Here is a 19,265-nt window from a genome sequence, read left to right as displayed (position 1 = left end):
ACGAACCATTCAATGAATGTTTTTAAAAGTGTTTTAATAATTGAAGTTTATGGGGATTTGGGAGGAAAGTCAATGCTAAATTGGGCACGAAAAGCGTTTAGACGGGAAGGCAAAAAGACAGCACAAAATCATCTTCTATGATCCTGAGCTGCCCCTTGAAAATAGGATAGGATTAAGAAATATGAATCTTCAGGATTGAAAGCCTGACTACACTCCGCTTAAATTCATCTATTGCTGGACCTGAACGACTGCATACTTGAATTAGTATAGCTATGTGATCAGCGTAAGTGAACGCATCAAGATTTTTAGAAAAGTTCCTATTTTGAATACTCCATTCGATCTCTAAGTAGGTTCATGATGCTGCAAAATAATCTCGCTTGTCGTTCCTTGGTTTTCATATTGAAACGAAAATTACGAATTGTTGAAGCACGGGTTATTACTGTTTCCATCATTATTTCAGAATTACTCTTTCCTTCGTACAACATACATAGTAAATGATTCTGATGGTCAGTTGGACCTGTATGTTTTTTATCCAAGCCGGTCTTCCATCTCCGTGAGGAACGGGATCAGCAACTTTGCATGATGGATTCGGGCATTGTCCAATATCATCACAATTTTTCAGATATCAGTTGACTCAGTCAAGCAGAAGGCGTCCCAGCGAGAAGCTGAGGAAGAACGCAGACGGCAGCTCAGATGCTTTGACCGTGTCCCACGTATAGGATTTCTCCAGAAAGTTAACGAGCCAACCCTCCACTGCCAGTTCCGATACTATGCCAAAAGAAAGAATGAGCACCATCAGCCAAAGGGCAGGATCACGTTTTAACGTCTTCAGTGAAGTCCGATCTTCATGTGGAAGATCATCCCCCGGAAATTTACTGCGTAGCGCCACAATGATCGGCAGCAGACAGAGTGACAACATCACCAGATACATGCCGCGCCAGTCCAGTTCGTGTCCAAACACAGTCAAGGACATCACACCCGTCGCCAGCAAAGGCGCCACCGTTGAACTCAGCCCATAGAAGAAATGGGACAGGTTCATCATCGTACCTGTGTTTTTCACAAAGATCCGCGCACCCAGAATCGCCAAAGCAATCTCCAGCATGCCGTTACCGATGTACATGAAGAAGTATGATGAAGCAAAGAGCGGATAGGTATGCGACACAAAAAGAATGGTCGGCCCCTTAATACTCATCATATGTCTAAGATACAAACAATCTATTCATTTTTAATATAGAATGTTTATACCTTTTAAATTTGATTTATTTACATTATTTGACAATTATTTTCATGTGTATTATTATTTCCATATCGAATACTGGCCGGTTATCGAAATAGACTCTAGGAGTGCTATAATGAAAAAAACTATGATCCTTTTGTTAGTCTTTGCAATGTCACTTTTTACAGTCGGAGCAGCAAATGCAAAAAGTTTAATTGACGACTCATCCGCTGTGATCCAAGCAATTCCTAACGAATACTATCCTGGGACTAGTACTGTTATTCGCCCTGGTGATGTTATTATTACAAATAATACGTCTTCTAATGGACTTACTGGCCACGCAGGGATCGTTATTGATCCAGGTGGAACAATTGTAACCATCCCTGGATACTTCAATAAAATGATTAGACAATCTGTAGACTCTTGGATGTCATCCAACCCCAACACCAAAATATACAGATACGGGAATTCATCTACTGCTCAAGCTGCGGCTGATTGGGCAAGCACTTATCAAAGAGACTTTGTCAATAGAGTCCATTACGGTCTAGTAAATGCCTTGGGAGACTATGGAGTCGAGACATATTGTTCCAAAATAGTATGGGATGCTTATTACTTTGGCGGAGGTTACGCGATTGGATCTCATAGCAGATACTCTTACTATCCATTTACTCCATATGAGTTCAAAGCATTACTGGCATTTAAGCTTGTAGGAGCTACGGGCGCAAATTTCTAACACATATCGGACGGAAGAGCGGGACAAGAATATTGTCCTTCTCTCCTCTCTTGAATGGAGGCTTGTAACGTTGAAAAACGGAAAAATTTATCTGATATTAACCATAATCATTTTAATCATTATTGCAATAGGACTGTATTTACTCTTGGGAGGTAATCCAATTAAAAAAATGCAAGCTGAGGCAGACATCAGAAACTACTTGCTTCAAGTTAAAAACTACAAGGAAGAAGACATATACAGTATTTCAGGAACTTATTCACTTAAGTCTAATAAGTGTCCATACGGTGCTAACGTGACGTTTACAGATGAACAAGAGGAATTTTACTATTATTCCATATGTACTGACAACGCCATCATACAAACTGGATATAGCAGTTCAACACCTAAACATTTAGAATAATCGCTGCTTTCCCAACAAAGCTTTTTTAACTTCATTTCCCTACCCTGCTTCTCAACCACCTGGATGCGGTAGGTCAGGCTCTCCAGCGTCACAGCTACCAATCCAGTAACATACTCGCGCCGAGTGTCTCTTTGGATAATCAACTCCGGCATATGCTCCAGAGGAATCAGCTGATCCAGACAGCCTTGGAGCAGGCCATCCCGCATAGCCGGGTCCATTGTATCGCCTGTAACGACAATCGCTGCCGGGTTAATAATCGCAATGATGGAGATCAGCGTCTTTATGACGAGTTCCTGCAACCCTTCCGCCGTTTTCAACATGCGTAACTGCTCTTCCCGTGATACGCCAAAAGGTAAAAAGGCCACTTCGCCCCCAAATTGCGTATTCCCGGTCAGTGGACGACCATCGATGATAAAGCCTGCACCCGGAAAATGATTCTCCGGAAACGTCACCACCGCAAAGTTCTTCTCTTCCTCAAATTGCTGCTGGTTGTACAATCCATAGACCGTCAGGTTCATGTCGTTGCCAATGACCACTTCCACGTCTTCATATTGCTCTTTGAGCCTTGGCCCGAGCGGTTGATACATCAGCTCCGGTACGTCACAAATCCCAATAACGCCGTTGTGTGCCACACCAGGTATGCCGATATCAATCGCCTGCACATTGTGGTGTTGTTCGATCAGGTTTGCAATCAGATCCTCTACCACCGTTAAATTGATCTCATCCAAAAAGAGTGTCTGTTCATCCGCCATCTCTTCGTTCAGATTGGCATATGTATGCGTGATCGAGTGAACGCCGCCCTCCGTTCGAATAATCAGGCACAGTACGCTGGCGTAGTCCGCATTAAACTGATACCGACTCGCCGGTCTCCCCCCGCTCGATTCGTCTGGACCCAAATCGATAATCTCACCAGTTTGAAGCAACTCGTTCAAGATTGTGCCGCATGTCGCTACGCTGAGTTTGGTTAGGTTCGCAATGGAAGCCTTCGTATCCACTTCCATGGATCTGAGCGTGTTCTTCACCAGTTCAACGTTAATGCGCTTCACCTGCTGGGTGTTGTGTGATGTGGGTAACATGGTAAGTTATATGCCTCCTTCCGTTCATTTCGAACCATTCAATGAATGTTTTTAAAAGTATTTTAATAATTGAAGTGTAGGGGGATTTGGGAGGAAAGTCAATGCTAAATTGAGAGCGAAAAACGTTTGGATGGAAAGACAAAAAGACAGCTCAAGATCATGTTATATGATCCTGTACTGTCCTTTAGTTAAAGTGGTTTTATATAGACTGGCTCATTTGATTTGCCAAGATGCTCTTCTCCAGCCGTACTTCGAATAACTTTCGGTTTAGATCCTGTTCCATGGCGTGCAGATGGTACGCAGCCTGTTTCACCGTGTCCATATGAAGCACCCCCGCCCGCTTCGCGATGATGTCCATGGCGTCCAATATAAGTTTGTTGCATGTGACCAGTTGGTCTACGTAATCGTCTTCTTGTTGGACAAGTTGTGTGTACTGCAAAGCGAGGTCTTCGCTGTTGGTATTTTCCATGTTAACCTCTCCTTTGTTTAATACGGAAAGGTTAACATATAAAGAAAAAGGTTGTGGTACGTAAAAGCGTAACAATTTAGTTTCTGAATCTTCATTTTCAGCCATATTTGTAAGGTTTAAAAACATGTACATTCACAGAATGAATAGTAGAAGTTCAATAAAGCTGAACACTTCTGCTAATCTATTAATTGCACTCCTACTATATAGATTGAACTAAAGAAACGACTCGCTAGAACCTGACACAGAGCCGATCAATGATTGTCAAAGGCACTTTCATAATCTCGTTCATGAATTGCTCTACGTTGATGCGAATTTCAGTGACTGTGTGGTAGAAGACGTTGTTAATTACATCGGATTTCAGCCATTTCCATAACCCCTCGACGGCATTCAGTTGAGGGCTGTAAGGGGGCAAGAATACCAGTTCAAGCCGATCTTTCATCTCCGTGAGGAACGGGATCAGTAGCTTTGCATGATGGATTCGGGCATTGTCCAAGATCATCACCATTTTCCCTGTGGGGTATTCAGCACCACTTTTTTCAAGAAACCTAGAAATGTTTCTGCTGTGTACTGTTCATCTTCTTGCCACACAATCTTGCCTGTTCCGTAGTCCACGGTTGCCAGCAGCTTGACTCCGCGATGTTTACCTGTGGTTGGAATAATCCGTTGCTTGCCGCGGAGAAACCACGTTTTCTGAATCGCTTGGTAGTCACGAATCATAGATTCATCTTCAAAAAGGACGTGCTGAATTTCGTCCTTGATCACTCTTTTTTTAAGTCAGGAAACGTTGACTCTGTAAAGATTCGTTGTTTTTCTTCATTCGCCGCTGCTAAGGTATACGTTGGTTTGGTGTAACTTAGTCCCTGACGATGCATCATCTTGGAAATGCCACGAAGCGAATAGGTGACTCCAAACTCCCGCTCAATCAGGGCAGAAATGATCTCTAGTGTCCAATTGTGCCGTGCCGTGAAACCTACATCATGCGGAACGGAGCTTACGATCGTTTGTTTCAACTGTTCTTGTTGTTCAGCAGTTAGTCGAACAGGCGCACCTGGTGAATGATTCATTTGGAGACCCGAAAGTCCTCCTGTCTGATACGCCCTAATGTAACCTTTTACGGTTTTCGCGGCTCGATTGATGATCTGGGCAATTTGTTCGATTTCAGTTCCTTGTAGATATAAGTATACGGTTTGGTATCGTTCGTACATCCGCCGTTTTTTCGCTTGCTTCATTGCGGTTTCAATCTCTTGAAACGATGCTCTATGGTCCATTACATTCCCCTGCCTGTCTGAAGTTACTATCTATATTACTTCGACAAGTAGCCACGAAATCCTTACCATAGTTTTCTAATCTTTAGTTCAACTTATATAGAATAATTTTTACCATCAAACTATGCTATATAGCAATGAAATATTCAGATTAAATCGACAATATATTTTTCATTTTATTCCTCACCCTATCTTTCTTTTAAGATGCATTGTAAGAATTTTTCCATTATATCATCTTCTTCAATCGACAACCGCACATAGGAATTTAATTCAGAATCTACAAAAGGTAATAAAAGATTGATAAGATAACCTTCATTTTTCCAAGTTTCTATCCACATGTCTATGTTCGGATGTGTAAAGCACAAAAAATTCGTTTGGGACGGCAAAACCGAAAATCCAGTCTTTTTTAAAACCCCACTAAGATAATCTCTTAAATGTAACGTTTTTTGTTTACCTTCCAGAAATCTTTTCTGGTCTAAGACACAGCTTGTAGCAATTTCTAAAGCAGGAGCACTTACATTCCACAGTTGTAAATATGGCCTCAATGTTTTAAATAAATCAGAGGACAGTAGTGCATATCCTATTCTCCATCCCGCAAGTCCATAAAACTTAGAAAATGTACGTACAACAATGCATTTTTGTATAAAATCCGCGTCAGTTAGACCGTGTTCTTCATTCTCTACATCAACATATTCAATGTATGCCTCATCTAACAGAACAGTAGCTGAGACTGGCAATTTCGATATTAAACGCCGAATAGCCTCTCTTGGTAGATATCTGCCCGTGGGATTATTAGGATTGCATAGAATTAGTAAACCATTCTCAGGCACTGCATCTGCAATTTTCTCAATATCCCACTCATCTAAACCAAAAGAAATTCGAGTTACATCAGTCTTGAATAGATACTCCAGTTCTTGATACAAAATATAAGATGGCCATGGAAAAACTATTTTTTTTTGATTAAGATGAGCCCATAGAAATATAGCTGTAATGATTTCTGTCGAACCATTTCCAATTAACACTTCAGTATGTTTCAGTCCGAATTGCTTACGTAACAAACTACGAAGTTCTCCATATTGAGGATCAGGATAACGACAATATCGCTGCTTTACTAATGGATTCTCATTTAAATGCATCCGAATCATAAAAAACCACCGTAAGACTCAAGGTCCAACTGACCATTTCCTGTCAGTAAAGCTACTATATTTTTATTGTCATATTCTTTACACATTTCTTTTATTGCATGTAAGGTATAAGAACTCTCCGGAGAAGCAACCACCCCCTCCTCCCTCGCAAATTCAATGGCTGATTTCATTGCCTCCGTCTCATCATACGCTTGGGCTTCAATAGTACCCTCATGAACAAAATGTGAAAGGATAGGGGACGCTGCGTGGTAACGTAATCCAGAAGCGTGTAAACCCGGTGCCTTAAAGTCACACCCCAAAGAGTACATGAGCAACTTATTTCCTCCTCCATTTCCATCCGCATAGTCGTAAATATAGCTTCCCTCTGTGAGGGTAGGGATAGCACTTGATTCGGTACAAACGACTCTTTCCAATCTATCTCCATAATAATCTAAAAGCGGCAACGCAAAACCTCCAAAAGAGCTACCTCCGCCAACACAGCCAATTACTATATCTGGTTCAATATTATTGTTAATTAACTGCTCAATTACTTCCAGACCAATTAGTGTATTATATGTGAGGACAAAGTCAAATAAAGAGCCTGCGATATTCATACTCCCATTGGTTTGAGAGATTTCTTCCATTACTTCAGAAGTGGCAAGAGCAATTGAACCATATTTCTCACCTTTTTCTATAAGGTCCCTTCCAATATTTGTATACTCACTCGGCGAAGCAATAACTTTAGCTCCGTACATTTCCATCATAAGTCTTCGGAGTTTTTTCAAATCATACGAATTACGGACCATATAAACTTTACAATCCATACCAGTCAATTTCGCAGCAAGCGCAGCAGCAACTCCTGTCTGACCTGCACCGGTTTCAGTAATTACAGATGACTTTCCCTCAATTGATCCATAATAAGCTTGTGGCAATGCAGAAGTTATTTTAAAGCTTCCATTACTTAAAGTATCTTCACGTTTGATATAAATTTTATTGTTTGTCCCAAAAGCTTTTTCTAGACGAAAAGCTCGTTTTAACGGTGTTTGTCGACCTATCATCTGATAGTTTTCTAATAATTGTTGTGGTATATCTATCCATCTTTCTTTAGATAATGCATGATTTATAACTTCGTTCGGGTGAAAATCCCTATAATTATCTATTTGTTCATATTTATAAATATTACTCAGCTGTTCTGTACTAAGCAGACTACGAACATTAAGCCACTTACTAATCATTCTACATACGCTCCTTTTAATGAATCAATGCATGTGCACTTTAAATTCTTCGTCTCAAATTTATCTAAGGAAATTTTCAACACATCAGTGATCTTTAAGAAAGAAGCATTAGAATTATTGACAACATCTTCATGAGATGAAGGCATTTCAGGATGATCCGAACTATTCATTACACAAGCCAGATCTGTGACAATACCTAGTGACATATAACATATTCCACGTTCACGAGCTAATACTGCTTCTGGGTATCCGGTCATTGATATGACATCGTTTCCTTCGTTATAATATATTCTATTTTCTGCACGTGTATTAAACCTTGGACCTTGTATCACTAGCATTACAGCTTCATTATGATGACGATATCCACCAGATATTAATGACTCCTTCATTAAACTTCTTAATTCACAACAAAAGGGATCACTAGTCGAAATGTGAACTGTTTCTGGACCATCAAAGAATGTGTCATGCCGTCCCCAAGTTCTGTTCACAAATTGATTGGACAATACAAAATCGCCTGGTACCATCAACGAATTCAAACTACCTACTGCATGTGTTGCTATTATCTTTCTTACCCCTAACTCATACAACGCTTGAATATTGGCACGATAATTGATTTTATGAGGAGGAAATTCATGATTTAAACCATGTCTTGCTATAAAATGTACCCGCTTTCCTGAGATAATCCCAGATTGAACTACAGAAGAAGGATTACCAAATGAAGTTGTAACCATGTTAGATTCAGAATTTTCTAACAGACTGTAAATACCACTGCCTCCGATAATCCCTATTGGTTGATCAATCATATTTTCACTCCTTGAAAGTCTCCTATTGTCAAGAGAGGAAGTAACTCAACGCTAAATTGTTCGCACAAAGATTGGCTTGCTTGTTCCTGTCGGTCTACGATAGATGAGTAACCAACAATCTCAACCCCCGCAGATTGCAAAATTCCACAACACCTTACAGCAGCTGATCCAGTGCCAGTCACATCGTCAACAAGCAGAACACGACTACCTGTAGGAATTTCTCCTTCGATCAAGTTAGATTTCCCATAAGGCTTAAGTTCCTTCCGAATCATGAAGCCAGACAGTCCCCTCCCTTTTAAGAAGCTTAATGACGTAATTGCACCAATAAGAGGTAAGGCAGAGGTCGCTTCTCCTCCTATATGAGTTGCTCCCCTTGAATACGCAATATTAAGCATTTTCTCAGCTGCTATAGCAAGAATTTCTGAATTATAAAGTAATCGCGCTGTATCCACATAAACATCACAAATACCACCCGAACGACGGACGATTTGTTCATAAATAATAGATTCGGAAACAAGTTCTCTCAGACGATCAATAGTTACTCACCTCTAACTGCCCTACAATAGATGCTATTCTAGAAAATGCATCTTCAATTCCTAAATCTGCTGACGAAATCACATGCATATTGTAACACTCGCCTACACTCCGATAGCTAGTCAAACTCTTCTCCAGATGTTCACGCTCAACGTAGGAATCTTCAAAGCTTTTACGTTGTTTTATTCGAGCTATACTGGTTTCTAAATCAACATCCATAAGAAATGAAGCATGAGGTTGATGGATGGATGGTAGTATCTCTTCTAACCATGGTTCTGGCGAGTTCCCACGTGCTACCATTGTTGCAAGCATAGTGAAAATATAACGATCACTAATGACATAAACTCCTTCACGGAGAGCAGGCTCTATTACTTCTTTATAATGTTGGAGACGATCTGCTATCATATACATCTGCAGCGCATTATAGTCCACAAGATGTCGTTTGTCCGGTTCATAAATAAAAGTTTTGAAAATATGAAGTTGTCTCATTTCTGGCGTTGGCTGCATAGTTATGAGAACTTCTTTACCTTCGTTTCGAAACTTATCTGCTAGCATTTCAATCATGGTAGTCTTTCCTGCGCCATCGACACCATCAAATACAAATAATCTACCTTGATATTCTTTGGTTATTGGACTTAATGCTGGAAACATAACTATCACTCCTTAGTTATTTTTATTTAACTATTTTTTTCAACTCAAGTTTCTCTACTAAATCTCTGTGCAACAAAACGTTCGTTGCTCCAAGAGTCCAAAATTTTTGATTTAATGTAATGTCTCGGATATTTCCATTCATCGTTAAGCGAGTAATAGATATGCCATTTTCAGTTGTAACCCAACCACCTGCTTCTTCGAGGATCAGAGCAGCAGCCAAAACATCAATCAATTTTGCCGTATTGCTAATATCCACAAAAACAGATGCCGAACCATTTGCTACGCAACACAGATCCAATGCAGCACACCCCATAGCCCGATAACTCTTTAACTCAACTATGATCTTTTTCATTGCTTGCAATTCCTGTTCACTCTTAACTAATCCAACAAAAATGCCATCTCCATCACCAATACTACTTTGATTTGAAGTATGAATTGCATTACCGTTTCTAAATGCGCCCTCACCTTTAACAGCTGTATACTCGTGACCATTAGCTAGATTAAGAACATAAGCTCCACACACCTCACCTTGCCTATTTAAAATAGCCAGCGAGCATGCGTAATAGGATAGTCCCATAGTAAAATTTTTAGTACCATCAAGTGGATCCATTATTATAGTGAAGTCTCCGCGTTTAAAATCAATATATCCACTTTCTTCACTAATAATTTCACGCACTGACGGAATATCTTTGAAGAAATTCAAACAAAGTTCTTCTAACACGAGGTCAATAGTTAGACTTTTTTCTCCGTATGCATTAACCTCTTGAGTTTCGAATAGTGATTTTTGATTGAGACATGCTACTTGTTTAAGGGCATAACCTAATTTCTTGCATTCATTGATTATCCCTTGGACTTCTTCAACGTTGTTAGTCATATTCTCACCTATATGTTTTTAATGATAAAAACACCTTTCTTTTGAAAAAAGAACGCTGCAGTTGCTGTTCATAAATTGTTCAAGCAGGATTTCATCATTTTCCGCTAGTCCTGGAAGAATAAATGCAGAAATATTAGCCTTCAAGATTTGTTCATATGGTATATCATGAGGAAAGTTACCATCAACTGCGATCACGCTGTTTTTAAGATCTTGTTCATTGGCATGATAGTACGCCTTATGTATCGCATGTTCTATTGCAGTAACACCATCCTGATGGCCAGCAGCAACCGCTATGGTCTGCCCCTCTTTAACAATCACAGCGCAATTTGTCTTTATAGAACATGCAGCATACCAAGCAACGAGTACATCTTGCTCTTTAAATGTTGAAGGTTTTGAGCCTTTGTAAATATCAAAATCATTCAAACACCTTATTGCAGAGAAAAAGGTATCTTGGACAAGTTTTGACCCATCAAACAGATCAATCACTTTAGTTCTTGGCAAATCAAATAGATTTGTATTTCTCATTGTTAATAAGCGAAGTGAGCTTTTCGTGTTTTTTTCATAAGCAGGTGCTACAACACCGTCAAATGGAAAAGATTCGATTTCACGGATATTAGCAATAGTCAGTGAGTGATTGACCATTAGGATGCCATTATTAGCAGCCCTTGAGTCGGTCTTTACTGCTTCCCTCCATCGAATAGAAAAAGATTCGCTAACAGATAAACCAACGATGTTTGCATGTTTAATGATGACTCCTAGTGGTTCGGAGAAATACCTAAGAAAACCAAAACCAAGATTAATATTTATAACATCATTAAATGATAGATATGAATCATCAAGCAAAATGGTGTGCGAAGGTTGTAACCATGTAGCTTTCTGGTGAGGATTTTCTCCATATTTCAGCTTAACTGATTTTTCCACCATTTCAATCCACCTCCGATTTTCAAATAATTGAGATAAGTCATAATGCTGAAAATAAAATCAAAGTTGTGTAATAATTGCACTATTGATAACTAAGAAAATTATCTTAACAATGATTCACAATTACATTTTCCTCACCACCTTTATATTAAATTTTAAATTCAATAACAGTCATTTGAGATAAATTTAATTTTCATACCTTCTTTTACTAAGACGTGTCTTCAAACTGATTAAACGGTAATATATGGATTAACTATATTAAATGAATACACGATACGGAATTCCCGAGAGACAATGCCGCTTAATTGAAGATTTGTTACCACCCGAATGAACAACACAAGGAGGACGTCCCGCAGTGGACAACCTAATCATGTTAAACGCGATGCTACGGGTAGCTCGTTCAGTTGCCCCTTGGTATGATACCAGGCCACTTCCCCAATTGGAAATTCCTCTACACCCGCTTTCGCCGCTGGCAGAAAGCGGGTGTAGAGGATGTAAGTTTTAAAGCAAGTTTCCCTAGATCCTGACGACAGAGTGTGATGATCGACGCCACGATTGTGCGAGTTCACCAGCATGGATCAGACGCAAAAGGGTGCAAAACAAGCGATCGGACGTTCCCGAGATGGATTAAGCACGAAATTCATGCGTGGTAGTTGACACGTTAGGGAATCCACTTCGCCTTGACTTGACCGGTGGCGAAGCACATGACTCCGTCCAGGGTTTCAACATCCTTAAAAGTATGAAACTGATCCGGAAGCAAGTTTTAGCCGACCGAGCGTATGATACGAATGCCATTCGGACCTTTTTGAAGGAACAGCAGGCCATACCGATGATTCCCGGAAAGAAAAATCGCCGCGTGATCCTAAAATATAATCAGGATGTCTACAAAGAGCGCTATTTAGCGGAGTGCTCCTTTAATAAAGTAAAAGAATTGTCGTAGTTTAGCGACTCGTTATGATAAATTAGCGTGTACTTTTAAGTCTTTTTTGGTCTTGGCATCTATTATGGTGTGGCTTGCTTAGGTTTGAAGACACTCCTAAGTTATATTGAGAAATTCGTATTTATTTATATGATTCTAAATATAAAAAAAGCAGGATTCCTATAGGAATCCCACTCAAATAGATGTTGTTTCTAAACACAAAATCTTTGTAACATCCTAAGATCCCGTGAACAAAACAAACATCATTAATATAGTGAAGGATACCCATAGTCAGATAATTTACGGTTATCTGGTAGAAACGTTCAGGCCTTATTCCTGAATATATATGAGATAAAATATTCATTTTAATAATTTATAAAAAATATCCTATTAAAAATATAAAGCTTATTTTTATTTTGTACTTTCATTTAAATTTTTGAAATAGTAACTACTCACGAACAAGTTCTATAAAGTAATTGTTGCTGCTAGTGTCAGCTTCAGAATTATGCTCTACAAAAAGAATAATGTTTAGTTTATTCTGATTAATCAAATCCACTATATTCTCTTTTGGAATTCTAAATTCAACAATATATCCTTGATCATGGAGTAAATACTCAAAGATATTTTTATCTGTGTGTTCAATCGTTGCTTTTGTAACGGTCTTTCTAAGTCTCCCAGTATTAAGATGTATAATATCATTATTTATACCATAATTTGTAAAAACATTTACTGATATAAACAAATATTCTTCAAACTTTACACTGACTTCTATTTCTGGTGTTTCACCATATTTATTTTTTTCTATTCCCAATAAGGAACGTTCTTTACTCTTATTCGAATAGCTTTTATATGTGTTAAATGGTACTTGAACCTTCGTTGATTGAAATGATTGAAAGACAGTATCTAGATTATCTACGACTAAAATATCAATCATATTTTTTGGGACAAACCAAGTATTAAACTGCCAGTAAAATATTTGGGGGAAATATGAATACGCTCTCACTTCATAACTCTTAAATAAACTTATTCCACATAAGTTACGTATTAAGTTATCGGAAAAAGAAATTGCATCATGTGCTTGATGCTTCTCTACGAGTTTTTTGAAAACATCATGATTAAAATTATGATGGTTAAACAATTCTATAACATCTATTAGTTCTATTAACTTGATACTTGGAATTTTAGCAAAACCAGATATATAATCATTAAAAATATTAATACATGATATAAATGCTGACATAGTAACTGTAGGGATCATACACCCCTTCAATACTACCGCATGTTGTATAAGTTCATTATAATCAATAATACTTACTAACTTTATTGAACTCTTAGTGATAAAGTTTTTGTCAAAATCTTTCCTTTTGATAAACTCACTAGGATATCCATTTATCGGAAAATATTGATGTAAGTCAATTTCAATCGTGTCCCTAATTAGAGTCGAATACTCATGAGCATTTGGAGATTTAGTTTCACTGAATCCTTGCTCTATCAAATGTTCTATACAATCTAAAGGCTTATCCACAAAAATATCAATATCATTACTTTTTCTCAAAAGTTCAACATTATCTGTTAGATAATAAGAGGAAAATCCCTTAATGATAAATGGTTTAGTACCAGTTATAGCATTATATTCATTTAAAAAATCCAATTTATCTTTATGGAGTTTAGATATCTGAGTTATGTCCTCATGTAACTCTTCAACCAAACTGAAATCTTTCTGATTACAAAAATAATTTTCTAGTCTGTGTTTTCTTATAAAGTCCAGAACCTTTTCATCCTCTACTTTAGGCAACAAACTAGAAATCGAATCTTTAACTTGAACCATTTAATAATCCTCCTTATAGTCAATGTTCATGTTATTTTTCACCTAATTGTTCTCTTTAACCACCAGCACCTTGATATTTATTTACGCTCAACATCCACAGACGATAACCAAGCATATAAACCAGAGGACCTATAACAGGTACAATCCACATCGTCCATGATGACAACAGCGCAGTGCCTTTGGTAAGCAAAAATGCAGCTGGATAGAAATTGATGAACGCAAATGGAATGACAAACGTTAAAAGTACTTGTATGAATGTGCCAAATACAGGAAGTGGATACGATATGAACTCCTTAAATTTAAAAAATAAGGTGAACAAAAAATTTGTTCTAATCCAAATAAAAGATACGGCTCCGATTACCGACATGAATCCAGCCTGAATCATGGCGCCACCAATAATACAGAGAATAAGGTACAGCACTTCAACCCCGGATAAATTCAGATTTAACTTAAAAAGTGCCCAGAGCAGCACAGACCCGGATATCGCCACATGTGCAAGGTATCCTAAGTTGAATCCCCTGCATACCAAGTATAGGTATGGATTAACGGGTTTGATCAATATGGAATCAAATGTCCCATTCTTCACTTGATTTTCAAGATCCCGCATTTGCACAAATGAAAAAGAGGCTCCTAGTGCGTATGTGAACAGCCCCAGACTGTACAACAACGCAATTTCAGGCCAAGACCAACCTGCCAGAGTATCAAACTTTCTTAGGAAAAGCCAAATAATAATATAATCTCCGGTATAATTAATGATTTGAGCGATAACTGCAAGGAGGAAGTCCCCGCGATATTCCATTCTTTCTTTGGTTAACAAAAAGACTAATTTTCCGAAAAGTTTTAATGTCATTTAGATCAGCCTCTCTACAGCTACATTATCCACCCTGGACCACCAGACGTTTGATCGCCCTATTCCATAACCAGCACACCAGAAGAGTCAGCCCCGCAGTCCATGCTAAACCTGTGAGAATAAAAGTTCCTATCTCCTGAACCGTGATTGTTCCTAAATAGATTGCAGCAGGAAGATATCCCAGGTACAGGAAAGGAAGCATTTTGGTTATGGTCACCCACGATTCTGGAAAAAACCATAAAGGTAAAAACGAACCAGAGAAAATCGTGATGAATCCGCCCAACATCCAATTTAATGCAAAGTGATTCATGAGCCAAAAAGCCAATAAAGATATAAGGTACCCCAACAAAAACGAAATGGCCAATGCCAGGATTAAAGCAATCAAAAAAAACAGAAAATGAGTTGCCGAAGCTGGAGGAAGAAAACCAAAGAAAATCCATGCGATGAATAAAGAAGGAATAGAAGTAAACACCAACTGATAGAATGAATTCCCTAGTCCCTCAGATAATAGGTGAAGAGGATAAGAAAGAGGTTTAATAAGTTCCGAAGCGATGGAACCTGTTTTAAGGCTGTTATCTACTTTTGCACTAATTCCGGTAAGTAGCAGGGCAGCAAGCAACGTGTTGATAATACTATATGTAATCATTTGCTCTACACCTATGCCTTCAATCTCTCCATTTCCTAGAACTGCTCTCCAGATCTCAGTCAGAATCAAAATAGCTACAAAATTCCCCAATAATCTTAGCCATACTTCAGAACGATATGAAAGTTGATTCGAGAATGTTTTTACACCGAACATAATATACGTTTTCAACCCAGGCCCTCCTTTCACAACTCATTCGTTCTATTTTCTTCGTCCAATTTTCTATAGAGTTTCCGAATGACTGTATCTATGTCTGCGCTTTCAATAGAAACATCTTCAATCAAATTTTCACTCGCGATCTGATTTACGCAATCAAATACGGTCCTGTCGCTTTTTTCAAATAGGTACGTTTTCCTTAACCCTTCGTCCTTTATAAGTTTAATCCCTGGTATTTCAATCACTTTTGGCTCTTCCCGGAAGTAAATGATAACCTGGCGCTGATCACCCAACGTTGTTCGAAGTTGTTCGACAGATCCGTCATAAACCATATTGCCTTTGTTCACAACAATCATTCGATGGCAAATTTCCTCAATATCCTTCATGTCATGAGTCGTCAGAACAATGGAGACTTTCTTCTCACGATTAATCATCCGAAGAAATTCCCTAATCTGTTCTTTGGCAATGACATCTAGACCAATCGTTGGTTCGTCTAGAAACAAAATTTTGGGATCATGCAGTAAGGCCATTGCGATTTCCACTCGCATTCTTTGACCCAAACTTAATTGTCTAACAGGCTTTTCAATAAATGAGGATAACGCTAGGAGGTTGGAATAATAGTTCAGATTTTTTTGATATGTTAAGTCTGAGAGCTTATATATGTATTTATGAAGATCAAAAGAATCACGAACAGGAAGGTCCCACCACAACTGACTCCTTTGCCCAAACACAACGCCAATAAATTGAGAATTACTCTGCCTGGCTTCATGCGGGATTGAACCAAGAACCCTTAGCTGACCAGAAGTCGGAACCAATATTCCCGTCATCATTTTAATCATGGTGGATTTGCCCGCACCGTTTGGACCTAGATAACCTACTGCTTCTCCTTCCTTTATCGAAAAAGTAATATCACGTACCGCTACTTCCTCCGTATACTGCCTAGTAACTAGACTTCTCAGAGAGCCAACCAATCCCGGAAATCTTTTGTATTGCCGATAAACCTTTGTGATACCGTTTACATCAATGATGCTCATAAATCACACCTCGTCCACTTCATTTAATGTAACACAACACAATTTATTACAATTTACACCATTCTTTTTAACATATTACCTTTTTGTAAAACGAAAAAATACCATGTTTATTAGATATATTTCCATATAATAATTAGATATATTTTATGCGTGCAATTTTATTATCAATATAATATATATATCTACTCACTTTTTGTGGTATCCTTCAACTCAGATTGCGTTCGCCTTCACCAAAGTCATCTCGTTAAAGCTAATAACGCTATAAGGTCGAAGTTTACCTAGAAATCCCCATTTGACACCCATCTCAAAAAAGCCTATCCTAATAACGAACCAATCATTCACTATTAAGGAGACGTTCTCGATGGTGCAAGCCAAGAAAGACGAAGTCAGGAAAGAGATTGAATACGCGGCGCTCAAGGTCTTTTTTGAAAAAGGCTATGTGGATGCCAAGATGAGCGATATCGCGAATGAGATCAATATTTCCGTGGGTAATATCTATACTTATTTTAAGAACAAGAAAGAACTATTCTACGCTGTCGTGCCGCCGTATCTGGTGGATTATCTAAAAAATGTGCTGGTGGAGACGATTCACTTTGATAACCAGACCTTGTTCGAGGAAACGGATAGCGAGCGAAAGTCGGCGCTGTTGCAGGAACAGGTGGATGTACTACGTAAATACCGGAATCAGATTGTCATCATCTTCGAAAAGAATAAAGGCACCATCTACACTAACGCCAAGAATGAGCTTGTTGAGCTGATGATCGAAACCAAGAAGGCCTACCTGAAGAACCAATATAAACGGTATGAGATTGGTACCGAGGAGAACATGATCTTGCTGAACATCCTCGCACACAATGTGATCGACATGAACCTGGATCTATTGAAGCGGGATATGAGCGAGGACAGCCGCAAACAAATTTTTGAAGCGTTGTTTGTATACAGACTGTACGGTATGAAAAGTCTCAATGAATGACGCTTCATCTCGTCAATTATGCCTTTTAGACAAAGCGTGCAGATCAGATCAACTTCACTTGGTTTGCACGCAAAAAAACTTCATCATAAATCAGCCTATTTTTTTAACTTAAAAATGAATTAATTATTCATTATTGAAAAAACATCATCGTACCTAACTACTCACTCACCTCACCCATATTCTAAGGAGGAATACAAAATGAACACCGCTTACGCATTGAAAAACGTCAATCTGATCCACGGAGATCTGAACCGTAATCTACAAAAAAACATGACGATTCTCGTCAATGAACAAGGACTTATCCAGGATATCAGACGAGATCATGATCTGAATATCCCTAGTCACTACACAACCATCGACCTCTCAGGGAAATACGTGATGCCAGGACTGATTAATGCACACATGCACCTCTTTGCAGATGGGAAACCGTTCAGTCTCTCGGTCAGTGAAGGCTTGTTACAGTTTGCCTATGATCGGATATTGAACACGAAATTCGGCAGAAACGTTTTGAAAAAACGTATGAAACACAACGCGCTGAACGCACTCCATGCGGGTGTAACGACGATGCGCAGCGTGGGAGAATTCTTTTACACCGACGTCCAGCTGCGGGATGAGATTAACAACGGTGACTTTGTCGGTCCTAATCTGCTTGTCTCCGGGTTTCTCCTAAGTGTAACAGGCGGACATGGCGCTCCATTCCTCGCTCTGGTGGGCGACTCCCCATGGGAAGCCAGAAAGAATGTGCGTATCAATGTGAAACACGGTGTGGATCTGATCAAAATATGTGTAACGGGCGGCGTGACGGATGCCAAAATGGTCGGGGAAGCTGGCCGTTTACAGATGACGGTGGAGGAAGTTGCGGCGATCTGCGATGAAGCGCACAAGATCGGTTTGCGGGTGGCAGCGCATGTGGAGAGCACGGAAGGTGTACGAGTGGCGTTACAAGGTGGCGTCGATACGATCGAGCACGGTTCGGAGATGGATGACGAAATCATTCGTTTGTACAAAAATAATTCCAATGCCCTGAATGGCTACACCGCACTCATCCCCACCCTGCAAGCCGCTTATCCATCCTCTTCACTGGATACCAGTGTAACGAAGGTAAGTGCAACGGTAAAAGAGAATTCAAGACTCGTCTACGATTCCATGCTCAAAGGTGTAAAACAAGCGATTGAAAACGACATCACCATCGGTATAGGTACTGATGCCGCCATGCCTTACGTGACTCACTATGATATGTGGAGAGAGATGGACCACTACATGAGACAGGCCAACCTGAACAACAAACAGGTCATCGACATGGTGACCCGAACCAATGCGAAGATCCTCGGTGTTGACGATGTTACAGGGACAGTGGATATCGGGAAACATGCCGATCTGATTATCATGGAGCAAAATCCGCTCGAACATATCGAGGCCTTGTCAGACATCTCTATGGTTATGGTCAAAGGAAATCTAATTCAAACACCATCTGTCACAAGAATCCAAGAAGTCGACGATGTTCTAAACTCAGTTTGGTGAATTCAGGAGTGAAATCATGCGCGGAAGTACCCTTGGAACA

General features: G+C 39.2%; 19 protein-coding genes, 2 pseudogenes and 1 riboswitch. Of the genes and pseudogenes, 5 read left to right on the top strand and 16 right to left on the bottom strand.

What is annotated here, in order from left to right:
- Positions 1 to 640: 640 nt before the first annotated feature.
- Positions 641 to 1,162, bottom strand: a pseudogene (locus tag J7E78_RS11305) (MFS transporter); the annotation flags it as partial.
- A gap of 190 nt (positions 1,163 to 1,352) precedes the next feature.
- Between J7E78_RS11305 and J7E78_RS11300 the strand changes: the two are divergent.
- Both J7E78_RS11300 and J7E78_RS30005 read left to right on the top strand, forming a co-directional pair.
- Complete coding sequence (locus tag J7E78_RS11300; RefSeq protein ID WP_215076297.1) at positions 1,353 to 1,949, top strand: YiiX/YebB-like N1pC/P60 family cysteine hydrolase; 597 nt, start codon at positions 1,353 to 1,355, stop codon at positions 1,947 to 1,949.
- A 70-nt stretch (positions 1,950 to 2,019) separates the two neighbouring features.
- Positions 2,020 to 2,349 (top strand): DUF3139 domain-containing protein, encoded by a 330-nt coding sequence (locus J7E78_RS30005; protein ID WP_215076296.1) that lies wholly within the window; start codon positions 2,020 to 2,022, stop codon positions 2,347 to 2,349.
- Here the strand turns inward: J7E78_RS30005 and J7E78_RS11290 are convergent.
- The 11 genes and pseudogenes from J7E78_RS11290 to J7E78_RS11245 form a co-directional block, all read right to left on the bottom strand.
- A complete protein-coding gene (locus J7E78_RS11290) occupies positions 2,277 to 3,425 on the bottom strand; it encodes an ROK family protein (protein WP_251034972.1) in 1,149 nt (382 codons plus the stop codon). The two genes, J7E78_RS30005 and J7E78_RS11290, sit on opposite strands and share 73 nt — an antisense overlap.
- Positions 3,426 to 3,624: 199 nt before the next feature.
- Positions 3,625 to 3,894 (bottom strand): hypothetical protein, encoded by a 270-nt coding sequence (locus J7E78_RS11285; protein WP_215076295.1) that lies wholly within the window; start codon positions 3,892 to 3,894, stop codon positions 3,625 to 3,627.
- A gap of 229 nt (positions 3,895 to 4,123) precedes the next feature.
- A pseudogene (locus J7E78_RS29360) lies at positions 4,124 to 4,611 on the bottom strand (IS630 family transposase).
- A 41-nt stretch (positions 4,612 to 4,652) separates the two neighbouring features.
- Positions 4,653 to 5,162, bottom strand: a complete 510-nt coding sequence (locus J7E78_RS29355) for an IS630 family transposase (RefSeq protein WP_251034971.1) — start codon at positions 5,160 to 5,162, stop codon at positions 4,653 to 4,655.
- 185 nt (positions 5,163 to 5,347) lie between these two features.
- The gene (locus J7E78_RS11275) at positions 5,348 to 6,304 is read right to left on the bottom strand and encodes a pyridoxal phosphate-dependent aminotransferase (protein ID WP_215076294.1); all 957 of its coding nucleotides are present in this window, start codon (positions 6,302 to 6,304) and stop codon (positions 5,348 to 5,350) included.
- Positions 6,301 to 7,518, bottom strand: coding sequence for a TrpB-like pyridoxal phosphate-dependent enzyme (locus J7E78_RS11270; RefSeq protein WP_215076293.1), 1,218 nt, complete (start codon positions 7,516 to 7,518; stop codon positions 6,301 to 6,303). The genes J7E78_RS11275 and J7E78_RS11270 overlap by 4 nt, the downstream gene beginning before the upstream one ends.
- Positions 7,515 to 8,321 (bottom strand): MTAP family purine nucleoside phosphorylase, encoded by an 807-nt coding sequence (locus tag J7E78_RS11265; RefSeq protein ID WP_215076292.1) that lies wholly within the window; start codon positions 8,319 to 8,321, stop codon positions 7,515 to 7,517. Before J7E78_RS11265 ends, J7E78_RS11270 begins: the two co-directional genes overlap by 4 nt.
- A complete protein-coding gene (locus tag J7E78_RS11260) occupies positions 8,318 to 8,773 on the bottom strand; it encodes an orotate phosphoribosyltransferase (RefSeq protein WP_215076291.1) in 456 nt (151 codons plus the stop codon). Before J7E78_RS11260 ends, J7E78_RS11265 begins: the two co-directional genes overlap by 4 nt.
- Before the next feature lie 79 nt (positions 8,774 to 8,852).
- The gene (tmk, locus tag J7E78_RS11255; RefSeq protein WP_215076290.1) at positions 8,853 to 9,506 is read right to left on the bottom strand and encodes a dTMP kinase; all 654 of its coding nucleotides are present in this window, start codon (positions 9,504 to 9,506) and stop codon (positions 8,853 to 8,855) included.
- 22 nt (positions 9,507 to 9,528) lie between these two features.
- Positions 9,529 to 10,380 (bottom strand): inositol monophosphatase family protein, encoded by an 852-nt coding sequence (locus J7E78_RS11250; RefSeq protein WP_215076289.1) that lies wholly within the window; start codon positions 10,378 to 10,380, stop codon positions 9,529 to 9,531.
- Between the two features lie 18 nt (positions 10,381 to 10,398).
- Positions 10,399 to 11,304 carry a hypothetical protein gene (locus J7E78_RS11245; RefSeq protein ID WP_215076288.1) on the bottom strand — a complete coding sequence of 302 codons (906 nt, stop codon included), beginning with the start codon at positions 11,302 to 11,304 and terminating at the stop codon, positions 10,399 to 10,401.
- A gap of 643 nt (positions 11,305 to 11,947) precedes the next feature.
- On the opposite strand from J7E78_RS11245, the gene J7E78_RS30000 reads away from it, so the two are divergent.
- On the top strand, positions 11,948 to 12,241 hold the full coding sequence (locus tag J7E78_RS30000; protein WP_215076287.1) for a transposase: 294 nt from the start codon (positions 11,948 to 11,950) through the stop codon (positions 12,239 to 12,241).
- 247 nt (positions 12,242 to 12,488) lie between these two features.
- Positions 12,489 to 12,590, bottom strand: a riboswitch (purine riboswitch).
- A gap of 78 nt (positions 12,591 to 12,668) precedes the next feature.
- On the opposite strand, the gene J7E78_RS11230 is transcribed toward J7E78_RS30000, so the two are convergent.
- Genes J7E78_RS11230 through J7E78_RS11215 form a run of 4 tightly spaced genes read right to left on the bottom strand, consistent with a single transcriptional unit; the run spans position 12,669 to position 16,731 of the window.
- Complete coding sequence (locus tag J7E78_RS11230; RefSeq protein WP_215076285.1) at positions 12,669 to 14,048, bottom strand: nucleotidyltransferase family protein; 1,380 nt, start codon at positions 14,046 to 14,048, stop codon at positions 12,669 to 12,671.
- 55 nt (positions 14,049 to 14,103) lie between these two features.
- Positions 14,104 to 14,898 (bottom strand): ABC transporter permease, encoded by a 795-nt coding sequence (locus J7E78_RS11225; RefSeq protein ID WP_215076283.1) that lies wholly within the window; start codon positions 14,896 to 14,898, stop codon positions 14,104 to 14,106.
- A 25-nt stretch (positions 14,899 to 14,923) separates the two neighbouring features.
- Entirely contained in the window at positions 14,924 to 15,712 is a 789-nt protein-coding gene (locus J7E78_RS11220; protein ID WP_215076281.1) for an ABC transporter permease, read from the bottom strand.
- Positions 15,713 to 15,726: 14 nt separating this feature from the next.
- The gene (locus tag J7E78_RS11215; protein WP_215076280.1) at positions 15,727 to 16,731 is read right to left on the bottom strand and encodes an ABC transporter ATP-binding protein; all 1,005 of its coding nucleotides are present in this window, start codon (positions 16,729 to 16,731) and stop codon (positions 15,727 to 15,729) included.
- A gap of 361 nt (positions 16,732 to 17,092) precedes the next feature.
- On the opposite strand from J7E78_RS11215, the gene J7E78_RS11210 reads away from it, so the two are divergent.
- A complete protein-coding gene (locus J7E78_RS11210; protein WP_215076278.1) occupies positions 17,093 to 17,704 on the top strand; it encodes a TetR/AcrR family transcriptional regulator in 612 nt (203 codons plus the stop codon).
- A gap of 198 nt (positions 17,705 to 17,902) precedes the next feature.
- The gene (locus J7E78_RS11205) at positions 17,903 to 19,225 is read left to right on the top strand and encodes a metal-dependent hydrolase family protein (protein WP_215076276.1); all 1,323 of its coding nucleotides are present in this window, start codon (positions 17,903 to 17,905) and stop codon (positions 19,223 to 19,225) included.
- Positions 19,226 to 19,265 lie beyond the last annotated feature (40 nt).

The sequence above is a fragment of the Paenibacillus polymyxa genome (genome assembly GCF_018614975.1).
Classification (GTDB): domain Bacteria; phylum Bacillota; class Bacilli; order Paenibacillales; family Paenibacillaceae; genus Paenibacillus; species Paenibacillus polymyxa_E.
This window is presented reverse-complemented; position numbering and strand designations above follow the sequence as displayed.